Raw genomic sequence first — 13,298 nt, forward strand, 5'->3', positions numbered from 1 at the left:
AATAATTACGGATTTGTATATAAGGGCCTGCTATACTATTGTTACTGTTTATTCCGTTTACAGTAACAGATTATTTTTCTAAGGCACGCACCTTGACAGGAACTTCACAATGACCGTCCGAAGGGATACTTCCCCGGAGAAATACGCGCAATGCCCCAATCGGGGCGGCGTATCAAGGGGAAGGCAACGCCGCAGGAAAGGCACTGGGGCAGGAACAGCATCGGGAAGAACGGCACCAGGAAGTATAGTACGGAAAATCCGTGAGTAAATGAACATGCTCACGATCATAACCGGAAAGGAGAAAAATGGAAGCCGAATTTACCAAAAACTACGGGCAGACTGCGGCAGCGCATTGGAATTGTTTGAAAAAGCCGCCCGGCGGGGCCATGCCCAGGCCCGGTTCAACTGCGGCTGGATGTATCTCAAGGGCATAGGCACGGAGGCGGACAGGGATAAAGCAAAAATGTGGCTGTCAGAAGCAGCCGCGCAATCAAAGGATAAAGTGTCACAGGACAATGCGGAGAAACTCCTGCGGATTGATTTGTAACTGCAATAAGGAAAGGACCAGGGAAAGCAAACAGATGAAATATAAAATCACAGATCCCAAATACCATTTTATAACTGTGTTCGACGACGAGACAGGAGTTTATGTCCGGACCGGCATTATCAAAAACGGTCGCGACACCGGCGCAGACCCGTTTATGGCATCGTTTCCCCATCTCATCGACGTGGGTGTGATGGGGCATTGTATCCATGGGAAAACAGGGCTGTGCCAAAAAGCGGGAATCGGCTGCTACCAGAACGGCGCAGTGACGGAAAAGCCCAATATGACAATAGACGATTTTCGATGGATTGCGGAGCAGTGCCGGGGCCGGACAAATCAGCTTGCCCTGGGCGGGCGGGGTGACCCGGACCAGCACGAGCACTTTGAAGAGCTTCTTCAAATCTGCCGGGAAAACGGCCTGGTTCCCAACTTCACCACCTCCGGCTATGGACTGACGCCGGAATTGGCGGCTGTCTGCGGGAAATACTGCGGGGCCGTGGCTGTGAGCTGGTACCGCAGCACATATACACACAACGCCATCCGGATGCTCCTGGATGCGGGAGTGAAGACGAACATTCATTATGTTCTGGGACAAAACAGCATTGACGAAGCCATAGAGCGCCTGGAGAGGGACGATTTCCCCACAGGTATTAATGCCGTTATCTTTCTCCTCCATAAACCTGCCGGACAGGGGACCCGGGAAAATGTACTTGCGCCGGAGGACCCAAGGGTGAAACGGTTTTTTGCACAGATAGACAGAGACCATTCTTTCAGGGTAGGCATGGACAGCTGCAATGTGCCGGGAGCCATCCGCTTTTGCAGAAACATCCTGCCCCAGTCTCTGGATACCTGCGAGGGCGGGAGATTTAGCTGCTACATCGGCGCCGACATGGTGATGTCAACCTGCAGCTTTGACCGGAAGGGTCAGTATGGGGCAGCGCTCAGGCCATGTACCATCGAAGACGCATGGAACAGCGAAGCCTTTGAACATTTCCGGAACCGTATGCGCAGCGCATGTCCGGACTGTAAAAAACGGGAGTTATGCATGGGCGGCTGCCCGCTGATGCCGGAAATTGTTTTCTGCAGCAGTGAACATAGAAAAATGGAACAATGAAAGGAAAAGATGGATATGAAAATCAGGACTGATTTTGTGACCAATTCCAGCAGCAGTAATTATGTCACAATAAGCATTAAAAGCCCTAAATTAACAGAAATCATGTGTGCGGCAAGGCTATGTAAAGAGGATGAGGAATCCGATATATGGGAGTGCTGGGAGAGATTAGAGATTGACGAAGCAGAACAAATTGTAAAACTTGTGTGGGAGATATCGTTTATCATCTCTGATGACGACGACTGGAATATGGAGGATTTGGAGCAGACGGACGAGGAGGATTTGGCGTATATCGGCTGCACGCCGGTTAGTTTAAGCGATTTACCCAAAAGCTTCGTCAGGCTGCTGAAAAAAGTCGGAGAATACCATTTATATCAACAGGGCTATGATCTGGCAAAGATTTGCAGCGCATTGGAGAAAAGCGGCGATGACATTCTTGCGGATACGGAAAGCGCTGACTGGATTTATGTCACGGGAGGCCATGGGGAAGCTAACCTGTTTAAATGGTTCAGGACTCTTTCAAAGATGATAGCCAGAAAGGAGAATCTGGATTACCGTCCCTCATCTGCGAGGCTTTTGAGTTCTTTCCACTATGATAGAGAAAACGGAGAGTCCTGTAAAAGAGAATACTCATACGTCAGAATCAATGCGGAGGATTTTACCGATAGTGATTTCAATGTAGAGGAGGATTTTACCGATAGTGATATCGATGTAGAGGAGGATTTTACCGATAGTGATATCGATGTAGAGGAGGATTTTACCGATAGTGATTTCGATGTAGAGATGGATTTTACCGATAGTGGTTTCGATGTAGAGGACGATTTTACGGAGGAAGAAGAGTAAAACAAAGGCAGAATGACTGGTTGGAGCAGATATTTTCTGGGTTTGGCAGGGAATGATGAGATATCCGTAATAATTACGAACACGCATACAAGGGCCTGCTATACTATTCTCATAAGGCACACGTCCGGAAAACGGATGACCGTCCAAAGCGTGGAAGCCTGTCAAAAGAAAGGAGACGACTGTCATTATGAGATCATACGGAACATGCCCCAAATGCAATACAGGTCTGCTGCGGCCCTCCGGTGCAGGCGGGTGCAACTGCACATGCGAGCTGTGCGGCTACCAGACCCGCCCGGAATATCTGGAAAGAGAATCCGGCCCGTCCTACGGCAGCAGTAGATCATCGTACAGCAGCACAAATTACACATCAGGCAATTACAGCCAGTCCAAACCGACACGGCATTACAGCACAGGCAGGAAAAGCAGCAGCGGCTGCGGAACGTGGATTATCGTGATCATCGTTGTGTGGTTCTTGTCGCAGTATTTCTAAGCAGACACAGCGCGCTATAGGATTCACTGCAGGGTGCACGCCTTAAAAAGGAACAGCTAACCTAAGAATATTTTCAGGAGGTATCCATCATGAAAAAGAATATGCTTGTTTATCCAGTATCTGTACTGTTGGCAGCCAGCCTGTTTGCAGGCTGCGCCACCATGCCCGTCCAGGCTGCTGGCGGCAGGACTGTTTCCGCCGCCAATCCGAAGGCCAGCCCCGAGCCTGAAGTCCTGACTGCTTCCCCGGACATGGATGCCATCGCCGGACTTGGCGAACTCCAGGCAGGAGTAGAGGAGCCATACTACAAGCACAGCGACTCCTTTGTGGTGGATGTGGAGAACGGACACAATCCCTATGATGTAGAGTGGGACTACGGCGAGCTGTACGATACCTACATAGAGGAAGCGGACTGGTCTTTGGTGTTCGACGCGGATTTCTATATGGAATCCTTCCCGGCCCTTGCGCTTTTGTACCAATATGACGAGGAGCTTCTGCTGGAGCACTTCCAGACCGTGGGCATCCACGAAGGCCGCCAGGGAAACGAGGCCTTTAATGTGGCCGCCTATCAGGAGAACTGCAAAAAGGAGCTGCGCCATGCCTTCGGCGATCACTATGAGTGCTATTATTTCTACTGGATGCTGAACCAGGATTCCCAGAAAGGAGTCACCACATCGGGCAAAGGCTATCCGCTGCAGCTCTGTGTAAAAATGACCTCCATGCAGGCAAAAGAATTTGAGAAAGTCAACGAGTACCGCGCCGAGGTCGGCATCGAGCCCCTGGAATTTGACTCTGAGCTGGCAGCCATCGCCTGCTACAGGGGCTGGGTTGATATCAGCGAAGGCTATGGCGCCCATGACTGGCTGATAGATGAGGAAAACGAGGAGAGAGCCAATGCCATGATGGAGCTGCTCCATATGACCCGGTTAGGCGAGAATACGGTGGATTGCGGCGTGAATAACAGCACCCAGCGTATACACACCGCCTTCTATATCGACTACCGCTATTCAACGGAGCATTATGAAGCCATGATAAGCCCGGATTACAAATACTTTGGCTGCTCACATATTTATTTCGGCAATAACCGCATCCTGGAGTCGAGAAGCAGAAGCGGAGGCACCTATAGCAAACCAATGATGCGTGTGGAATTTGATCTGTTCACAGACGGGCTCACCACTCCGATGTATCCGTGATCTCCACATCCTGCTATGGGGGCAGACCTTTTTGCCCCCGTTCCGGAATTTAAATTCGGGAGTGGCCGCCTGCGGGCTGCAGCCACATGTGTGACTGGGACGAGGTGGATCTGTCCACCTGAAAGCCTGCAAGGGGCGCGGCTGTATCCGCACCGGCTGTCACTCCTATAGTTTGCGCAGGTACCCCTTTAGCAGAACGCAGATCCACAGAGCGGATAAAACCAATGCGGGCAGCATAATTTTCTGTATTATAATTAGGAAAGTGGCCGTTCTCGTTTCTGACCGTTTTATCAGAGACGAGGGCGGCCTTTTCATTAGAGGATTAAATCGTATTTGACCAGGGGGAAACTGCGATGCCTGACCCGGGAATGCCTGGCCCGGAGCGCAACAAAAGGATGGAAATAAACGGGGAGGTATGGTATCATGGTGTATAGAATAGGTAGGATTGATGCGGTTCAGGAGAGCTGTATTTTTGGCAGAAGACAAAGGAACAGGAGAGACAGCGGATGCGTAAGACGAAAAATGAGTTGTACCGGACCCTGGACGGGGCGGAGCCGGAAGGGGAACGGTATTCGGAGCTGTTGGAACAGTGCCGGATTTGGAATGAGAACGATGAAAATTTCCGGGAGCGGACACAAAAAGCATGGGCGGCTTTTGCGGAGCAGGAGGCGGAACTGCGCCGTTTTATGGAAGAAGACAGGAACCATGAACGGGGGGAAGAACTCACCGGGAAGTGCGAACAAATTCTGAACCTGGCTTTTGCGGATATTTCCTTTGAGATGGGCTTCAACGGCCGGAAACCGGAATTGATTCTCACTCCGGAGGGAGATAAGGTCAAGCTCTTTGAACTGGTCTATTTTCAGAAGCATGCGCCTGCAGTTGTACTGGAGCACTGGAATATCCTGGTGGGCCGTCAGCCTGCGGCGAACATGGGCCTGCGCTCCGGCGAATGGGAGATTTCCGGGGACGATGTGCGGATCCGGGTGGAACAGACAGGGGAGAAAAGCTTTGCCCTCTTTGCATACTGCGAAAAGCTGCTGCCCCTGCTTTCGGAGGAGGAAGGCCGGGCATGGTGGTTGCTCACCACCCTCACCGATCAGGTATTGGGCGAGATTCCCCATATGAGATACATAGACGCCTTCCATGTGCTTCACGAACCCGGGGAGGAACCCTGCATTCTCCTGACGGAACTGCCCGGGAAGCTCCAGGACATGGGACTGGACCTTTCGTCTGACCCGGAGGCTTATCTGGAGGGCAGCTACACCGGCTATCGCATGGAACCCAATGAAGACCCGAATGGGGACTGGCGACTGGATGTCATAGCCGGTTCCACCAACTGCACGGCTCTGGTCAGCGAATATCTGAACAATGAAAACGGGTATATGGACGCGCTTCACGCAGACGGCGCTGCTGCGGGGTTTTTCTGCTATCCCCTGGAGAGCTTTACCGGTGAGAACCGCAGTCAGCAGATTTTTGACTTTCGGGACAAACTGGAGGCAGCGTTGCGGGAAGGCGCCGGCGGGGACTGCGTCACTCTGACCGGCGGGGCCACCGGCATTTACTGCGGCTATGTGGATTTTATCGCATGGGACCTGCTTACCGTCTTAACCCAGGCCAGGGCCTTCTTTGAAAACAGCCATATCCCCTGGGCGGATTTCCATGTGTTCCGCCGGGATGCGGGGACGGTGGCCCTGAAAGCCCGGAAAGAATAGAATAAAAGAAAAGAGGAAACATGAAATGAACAATCCATTACTCCGCCCGTATTTTGAAAAACTCACCGAAAGGGATAAAACGGCTCTTATGCAGGAGATGGCAGATCGTTACGGGCTGCAGTTCAAGGGGCTGCAGAGGTTCTGCCGTTGGGACCGCAGCTGCACCACCGGCGTCTTTGAAAAAGGCGGCAGGGAGTTTGTATTTGTCCCCGGAGATACCGTCACCATCGGTTGGGAGCGTTTTGAAACGGGATTGGACGAAGAGAATCTGGAAGAACTGTACGATGTATTTGAAGAATATGAATATAAGGGGACTCCGGAGGAATTCATTGGGGAGGATATGGCTCCGGTCCGGCAGGTTACGGTTGCGCCTATGCTGGCAGGGCGGAAACTGGAAGAGATCGGATGGGAGCCGGTGAGTTTCCAGGATCCCCGGCTGTTGGAACATCCGGACTGGCTGCAGGCGTTTCAGGAGCATCAGCGCGCCGGAATGCGGGGGCTTAATCTGGCAGGCTGCGCCCGGTTTCATTGCACAGACGGCCGGTGGGAGGCATTTCTCTATCATGATGTCACCTACGATGAACTGAAAGAACTGCTGAACAGACAGGGCTTTTCCCTTCCCACGGCGGATGAATGGGCCTATCTCTGCGGCGGCGGATGCCGTACCCTGTTTCCCTGGGGGGACGGTTTGAAAAGCGGTATGCATCTTTATCATTTCAGCGAGGCGGCGGATGCAGGCAGGCCCTATGACATGGAGGAGCCGAACTTCTTCGGGCTGTCCATTGCCTATGACCCTTACAAACAGGAATTGGTGGAGGCGGATGCCGCTGCAACCTGCGGCGGGGACGGCGGCTGCTGTATCTGCGGCGGCGAGGGTCCTCTGCTGGGTTATCTGCCCTGCTCTCCCCACAGGAAGCCGGAAATACAGGAGGACGACGTGTTGGATAATGATTTTCATTTTTACCGTCCGATTATACGGGTTTGGCAATAAGCTGTTCCGGATACTAAAAAGATACCAGCAGCACCCATGTTGGATATAGCATGATGAACTGAGATACACGGGAGGAAATACTGTGAAATACGAGTTTTACGCGGGTTCCTATGGAAAAAAAGAGGAAGAGAGTATTGTAAAATTTTCACTGGACGGAGAGACAGGGCAGATTGAGCGGATTTACGGATGGAAAGGTGTGGAAAATCCTTCCTGGCTGCTCTTGAATGCCGGGAAAGACATGCTCTATTCGGTAGAGGAACTGGAGCCGGAAGGAAGGGTATGTGCCTTTGCCGTGGAGGAAAAAGGACTGCGATTTGTGAATTCCGTATCCACAAAAGGGGCTGCGCCATGCCACATCAGCATGGACGGGAGGGAAGAGACGCTGTTTGTCTCCAATTATACAGGTGGTTCTCTGGCTGTCTGCAGACTGGAAGCTTCCGGCAGGATATCGGAAGTCATGGAACTGATTCAGCATGAGGGGCACGGCGTGAATCCGCTCAGACAGGAAGGTCCCCATATCCACTTTACAAAAGTGTCGGGGAGAGAAATTTTTACTGTCGATCTGGGGGTGGATAATGTGTTCATCTATGAACAGGAGGAAGAGGGGCGTCTGAAGGATACGGGAAAGCGGATTGTATTCCCGGCAGGAGAGGGGCCCAGGCATCTGGAGTTCCATCCGGAGAAGCCCGGACTGCTTTATGGGGTCTGTGAACTGGGCAATAAGCTTGGGTTTTTCCGGGAAAGGGGCGGGGAATACCATCTGGAAGCGTTGCTGTCCACTGTTCCGGAGAATTTTTCGGGGAGCAGTAAGGCGGCGGCCATCCGGATTGGAGGCGGCAGGCTTCTGGTCAGTAACAGAGGCTATGACAGTCTGGCGGTTTTTACGCTGGACGAAGGCGGAATACCGAAGCCCGGGCAGATTGTTCCCACGGGAGGAAAGTCGCCCAGGGATTTTGAGATTTTCGGCAATTTGGTGGTCACGGCGAATCAGGATTCGGATGAGCTGAGGGTTCTGAAATTTGACGAAGCCACGGGAGCACTGGAGCATACAGGAATATCTGTGCCAATGGTTCGACCCGTATGCATTTGCCGGGTGTGATATAGATTCTGAACAGGCCTGTTACAGCACATAAAGGCATGGTGGGAAGACGGCAGGTTGTCGGATACTAACCGGCGGGGTATGGGCTGACAAGGATATATGAGGAGGGTAAAATGAAGGAACTGATGGATTTTGTAAAGGAACTGAGCTTTGTCCGGGTGGGAGGAAGTGCAGAAGAGAAGAAGGCTGCGGAACTGATTATGAGAGAAATCAATGAGACCGCGGAGGAAACGGGACGGCAGGATATTCAAAAGGAATATATGAAATTCCGGATCCCGGACGCTGAAGTCAGGAAATGCTCTGTGGGGGCAGCAGGACGGGAGATTCCATGTGTGCCGTACCTGTGTTCCGGTAATATTGACAGAGAGTGTGAGCTGATATATCTGGATGACGCTTCCGAAATTGACTTTGCCGGGGTGGGAGACCTGGAAGGCAAGGCGGTATTGCTGAATAAGCTCACTGATGAGGAAGTATATAAGCGACTGACAGAGCATAAGGTGTCGGCGTTTCTGGTTATGCAGGGGAAATACTACTCTTCGGAGAAGGAAGCCTCCCTGTATCCCAGAAGGTTAAGAGAACACTTTACCAGAAATGGAGTGATTCCCGGATTTCTGATTACGGCGGCAGATGCCCTCCGGTTGATTCAGGAAGAAGTGGAGAAGGTACAGCTTATATTGGAGCAGGAAGAAACGGAGCTGGAGAGTCAGAACGTATCAGCTGTGATTGAAGGAACGGATTTGAAGGCGGAAAGTATTGTGCTTACAGCGCACTATGATTCTGTCCCTGTAGGTACGGGATCCTGGGACAATGCCACAGGCACAACGGCGCTTCTGGCTATTTTCAGATATTTTGCGGCCAATCCGCCCAGAAGAACCCTGCGTTTTCTATGGTGCGGCAGTGAAGAACTGGGATTGCTGGGATCCAGAGCCTATGTAGAGCAGGAGAAAGAAAGGCTCGAGCAGATTGCATTTTGCTTCAACTTTGACATGTGTGGTACGGCACTGGGTTCAAACAGAATCTGCGTGACAGGGGAGAAGGAGCTGCAGACATTTGCGGAGCAGTATTGTAAAATTACAGGTTATTCCGCGGAAATCAAGTCACTGGTTCACTCCAGCGATTCCGCGCCCTTCTGCGACAATGAAATCCCGGCGCTGGGGCTGAGCAGAGGGACATCTACGGCGGAGATTCACACCATATATGACTTGCTGCCCACGCTAAGTGAAAAAGCAATGTGTAAAAATGTGGAGTTTGCGGTTGGAATGATTGGGGCTGTGGCAAATGCGGCAGTGCTTCCCGTCAAGAAAGGCATGCCGGAGGACACCAGGAAGGAACTGGATAAATATTTCCACCGCGAAGAAGACAAAGGGAAAAAATGACGGGGGAACTCTGTCATCTTTTGGGGTACATCTTTCCTGCCGGCGGCATATAATAAAGCAAAACAACATAGGATTATAGGTTATAGATTATGTACGTTGCTCTGTTTATTTTATTGTTGCTTGCCTTTTTGGGCATGCTTTTCGGGCACTTTTGCAGAAAGAAGATTATCTGCAGAATTCAGTGTATGGATAAGTGCAGGAAATGTTCCCTGCTGGAGGAACTGGCGGAACCCTTCGGCTATGTGTATCATTGCTGCTGTGGCTTCTTTTCTTCTACCATTGATGCCTGGCAGAAAGCCGCGGGGTATACCTGGCTCTATGATTATATGGCGCCCAGATTCCAGATGGTGTTCGACTCTCTTCCGGTCTACTTCAATTATCGCGGCAGAACATGGCTGATTGAGTTCTGGAAAGGCCAGTACGGCATCAATGCCGGTGCCGAAATCGGTATCTATCACGCCGACAGACTGCTGTCGGAGACGGAATATCGGACCGCACATTTTGAAGCGGCCGGAGAAGAGGAGATGCTGTCCTGTTCCATGCAGTTATGTACAGAAAAGGGTGCCTGTGTGAAGATTTCCGAAAGGCATTGGTGGCTGACCGCTTTTCTGCCGGGTGTTTTTTCACGACCCTCTGAATTGTGTCTGAAGGCGGCCCTCTGCTTTCCCAACAGAGAAATGCTGGAAGGCTTCTATCGGGGGCTGTGCCGGGCTGGATACCCTGCGGAGAGGATTTCCATGCAGAACCTCTCGCTGTCCTTTGTCTTTCATCAGCCGGGAGGGCAACACTATGGCCTGCTGACCCGTTTTCACCGCAGACTGTCTCAGTGCCTGAACCGGATGTACTGTTGTCTCTTCCGGTGGGTTACCAGACCTTTTGAGTGCGCGGAAGACCGCATTCTGTTCCTTTACTATTATCTTCCGTTTTGCTTTCGGAAGCTGATGCGTCTGCGCCGTTTTCACAGACGGTGCCACAGGAAAAATGGCTGCTGCCGCCCCGGATGTTGCCGCAGATGCAGGCCCTGCCGCAGGGAAAAGCCATGAGTACCGCCAGTCGTCTGGACCGCGCTTTTTCCCAGGCGCTGGTGTTGCCATTTCACAATTGTTCCAGATATGTGCTCATCAGTGACTGTCACAGGGGGGTGGGCACCTCCTCGGACAATTTTCTGAAGAATCAGCATCTGTATTATGCGGCCATGGAACATTATTACAGGAATGGTTTCACTTATATCGAACTGGGGGATGGAGAAGAGCTGTGGGAGAACCGGAAGCTGCGAAACATCACGGAAATTCATGAAGATATATATTGTATGTTTGCCAGGTTTGAAGAGAGCGGCCGCCTGCATCTGCTTTACGGCAATCACAACATTGTCCGTAAAAAGAATCCTGCTTTTCTGGAAGCTGTGATTCTGTATTCCGATGCCATGCCGGAGAAATCTCTGTATCTGACCCATGGACATCAGGCCAGCTTCCTGAATTCTACGCTGTGGCGCCTGGCCAGGTTTCTGGTGCGTTATTTCTGGAGTCCTCTGGAAAATCTGGGCTTCCTGGATCCTACCAGCGCGGCCAAGAATTATGAAGTAAAGGAAAAGTGTGAAGAAAGTCTGCGCAGATGGGCAGAAGCACATGGTCATATTCTGGTGGCAGGGCACACCCATCGCCCTGTGCTGCCCGAGGAGCCATCTTTCTACTATAATACGGGAAGCTGCGTCCACCCCCGCTGTATAACCTGCATTGAGATTCAGCGGGGGGAGATGACCCTGGTAAAATGGACCATGAATGCCCGGGCAGACAGTGTCCTGTATGTGGCAAGAGAAGTGATTTCCGGTCCTGTGAAAATACTGAATACCAATCAGTATTGCAGCCGGAACAAGGTTATCTGATATCTGTCATAAGCTCCAATACCGTGTCCAGACCATTTTCCACGGCAATCTGAACAGGAGTCTCACCATGGTTATTGGGGCGGTTATAGTCGGCACCCTTTCTGATGAGAAAGCGGGCATCTTCTTCGGAACCGCGGCTCAACGCGTGATGCAGAGCCGTATTGCCCGCGTTGTCTGCCATGGTGAGATCCGCTCCGGCTCGCAGCAGCAGCTTTATCATATCTTTATCTGCGGACATGAGGGCTGTCATGCCGGTATTGTCAGCATGATTTACATTCACACCTCTCTCTAAAAAGAGCGAAAGCAGCTCTCCGGTTGTATAGTCCAGCAGCAGGAAAGGGGTTTTCCCGTCCTCACGGGGGATGTCCAGATTTTTCAGAAGGCTCAGGATTTCTTTCCTCTGCGTTATATTGAATTCTTTGCCGTATCTTTTCCTGCTGAGTGCAAGATGAGCCGGGGTCTCACCATTTATAGTCTTCACGGTATCATCCGCGCCGGCGTCCATGAGCAGTTTCACCACATCCACATGACCGTTGGCGCAGGCGAGATGGAGAGGAGAGGTTCCTGCCTCTGCGGGCGCATCCTCTGTCAGATTGACATTCACTCCTTTTTCCAGCATGACTTTCAGCATGGTGGTATGACCGTTTTCTGCGGCGAGATGGATGGCCGTTTCTCCCTGATTATCTGTCTGTTCCATGGATTCCCTGGAAAAAAGCTTTGCCGCTTCTTCAAAATAACTCTCATCAGACGACTGCTCCATGGAGGCCAGGATAATGGCCGGTGTCTGTCCGTTTGTGACCGCCTTATTCATATCCACACCCAATTCTACCAGCTTTTTCAGAGTGTTGATTCCAAAAGCAGGGCGGAGACATTCATCACGCAGGCAGAGAGACTCTCCGTGGTAATAAATGGGCATGGTAAAATCAATTCCGGCATTTTGGCAGCAGTCCAGTACATGAGCATTGCTGTCGGATATCAGGGCGTTATGTAGAATGTAGGTGATTTCTCCGATTTCGTCATCATCCGGGTCTAACTGTCCAATTAACTTTTCGGTCATATACAGCGCCATTGCCAGAGCATCTCTGTCCGTTTCCTGGACGCCGGCAAAAGCATTGCCGGTAATCTGACTGAGGGGAAACAATTCCATTTCATTGTCGGGAACAGGGGTTGCACCATGGTCTAAAAGGGCCAGATACAGGGGCTGATTCCGGAAATCTATGGAGTGAAGGAGAGGGGTTACTCCCTTTTTGTTGGCCGTATTTATAAGTTCGGGACAATGCTCTATCAGACGCAGTGTGGCAGTTTTATGGCCGTGCCTTATGGCCATCATCAGAAGTGTGTTGCCGGCTTCATCCACATAATCGGTTTTCGCCCCTTTTTCCAGGAAAATTTCTGTCAAAGGCCAGGTATACGAGGCGCTGTATTCCTTAGAAAGCAGAAGTTCCAGGGGGGTGAGTCCATTGTTCTCTTTTTTATTTATATCACAGGTCAGAAGACGGGCGATCTCACCTTTTTGTTCCACGCTTCTCTCCAGGCTTTCGAAATTAAGTGCCAGGTCCGGACCATTGTCGGCGTGTTCTGGTGCGCTGTATCTGGGATATGCCAGAAAATGGTATGCATTCATACCTCTCTCGTCCCAGAGAGAGGCATCGGCTCCATGATCCAGCAGAAGTCTGACCATGGCCAGATTTCCCCGGGAGCAGGCCAGCAGGAAAGGCGTCAGACCATGTCCTCTGTGATCCGCAAGGTCCACATTCTCTGCTGTGATTCTGCCGTCACAGAGCATTTTTTTCACCGGTTCATAGAAATTATGTATGACCAGAAGGTGAAAAAGGGTGAGGCCGAAACAACCTGTCGGTGCCAGTAAAGCTTCTGTATCGCATTTTTCAAGGCAGGCCTCAGCTTCGCTTATCATTTCGCGCTCAAAAATATCATACGGGTAAATGTAGTTTTCATAATCATCTGTCCACCAGGGGATGAACTTGTGATTCTGAAAGCTTTCGCTGGAATCTGTCAGCAGCGCTGTCAACTCTTTTATATTCATAGGTTTTCCTCAA

Annotated in this window: 12 protein-coding genes; 11 read left to right on the forward strand and 1 reads right to left on the reverse strand. The window is 51.2% G+C overall.

Features of this window, described 5'->3' with window-relative positions; all coding sequences use genetic code 11:
• The first annotated feature begins 274 nt into the window (after positions 1-274).
• The 11 genes from NSB25_RS16255 (at position 275) to NSB25_RS16305 (ending at position 11,241) form a co-directional block, all read left to right on the forward strand.
• Positions 275-547, forward strand: coding sequence for a tetratricopeptide repeat protein (locus tag NSB25_RS16255; protein WP_172455168.1), 273 nt, complete (start codon positions 275-277; stop codon positions 545-547).
• Positions 548-581: 34 nt separating this feature from the next.
• On the forward strand, positions 582-1,658 hold the full coding sequence (locus NSB25_RS16260; protein WP_103240647.1) for a radical SAM/SPASM domain-containing protein: 1,077 nt from the start codon (positions 582-584) through the stop codon (positions 1,656-1,658).
• A 15-nt stretch (positions 1,659-1,673) separates the two neighbouring features.
• Positions 1,674-2,498 carry a hypothetical protein gene (locus NSB25_RS16265; RefSeq protein ID WP_146040092.1) on the forward strand — a complete coding sequence of 275 codons (825 nt, stop codon included), beginning with the start codon at positions 1,674-1,676 and terminating at the stop codon, positions 2,496-2,498.
• 187 nt (positions 2,499-2,685) lie between these two features.
• Complete coding sequence (locus NSB25_RS16270) at positions 2,686-2,988, forward strand: hypothetical protein (protein ID WP_103240614.1); 303 nt, start codon at positions 2,686-2,688, stop codon at positions 2,986-2,988.
• 89 nt (positions 2,989-3,077) lie between these two features.
• Positions 3,078-4,181 carry a CAP domain-containing protein gene (locus NSB25_RS16275; protein WP_103240613.1) on the forward strand — a complete coding sequence of 368 codons (1,104 nt, stop codon included), beginning with the start codon at positions 3,078-3,080 and terminating at the stop codon, positions 4,179-4,181.
• 506 nt (positions 4,182-4,687) lie between these two features.
• Positions 4,688-5,893: a hypothetical protein gene (locus NSB25_RS16280; RefSeq protein WP_103240612.1), complete on the forward strand. Its 1,206-nt coding sequence runs from the start codon at positions 4,688-4,690 to the stop codon at positions 5,891-5,893.
• A 25-nt stretch (positions 5,894-5,918) separates the two neighbouring features.
• A complete protein-coding gene (locus NSB25_RS16285) occupies positions 5,919-6,884 on the forward strand; it encodes a hypothetical protein (protein ID WP_103240611.1) in 966 nt (321 codons plus the stop codon).
• An 82-nt stretch (positions 6,885-6,966) separates the two neighbouring features.
• On the forward strand, positions 6,967-7,983 hold the full coding sequence (locus NSB25_RS16290; RefSeq protein ID WP_172455167.1) for a lactonase family protein: 1,017 nt from the start codon (positions 6,967-6,969) through the stop codon (positions 7,981-7,983).
• Between the two features lie 113 nt (positions 7,984-8,096).
• Entirely contained in the window at positions 8,097-9,359 is a 1,263-nt protein-coding gene (locus tag NSB25_RS16295; protein ID WP_103240609.1) for a M28 family metallopeptidase, read from the forward strand.
• Between the two features lie 185 nt (positions 9,360-9,544).
• Positions 9,545-10,402 carry a DUF4474 domain-containing protein gene (locus tag NSB25_RS16300; protein WP_172455166.1) on the forward strand — a complete coding sequence of 286 codons (858 nt, stop codon included), beginning with the start codon at positions 9,545-9,547 and terminating at the stop codon, positions 10,400-10,402.
• Positions 10,399-11,241, forward strand: a complete 843-nt coding sequence (locus NSB25_RS16305) for a metallophosphoesterase family protein (protein WP_103240646.1) — start codon at positions 10,399-10,401, stop codon at positions 11,239-11,241. The genes NSB25_RS16300 and NSB25_RS16305 overlap by 4 nt, the downstream gene beginning before the upstream one ends.
• On the opposite strand, the gene NSB25_RS16310 is transcribed toward NSB25_RS16305, so the two are convergent.
• Positions 11,234-13,285, reverse strand: a complete 2,052-nt coding sequence (locus NSB25_RS16310) for an ankyrin repeat domain-containing protein (protein WP_103240607.1) — start codon at positions 13,283-13,285, stop codon at positions 11,234-11,236. The two genes, NSB25_RS16305 and NSB25_RS16310, sit on opposite strands and share 8 nt — an antisense overlap.
• Positions 13,286-13,298: the final 13 nt, after the last annotated feature.

Source organism: Acetatifactor muris, assembly GCF_024623325.1.
Taxonomy (GTDB): Bacteria; Bacillota; Clostridia; order Lachnospirales; family Lachnospiraceae; genus Acetatifactor; species Acetatifactor muris.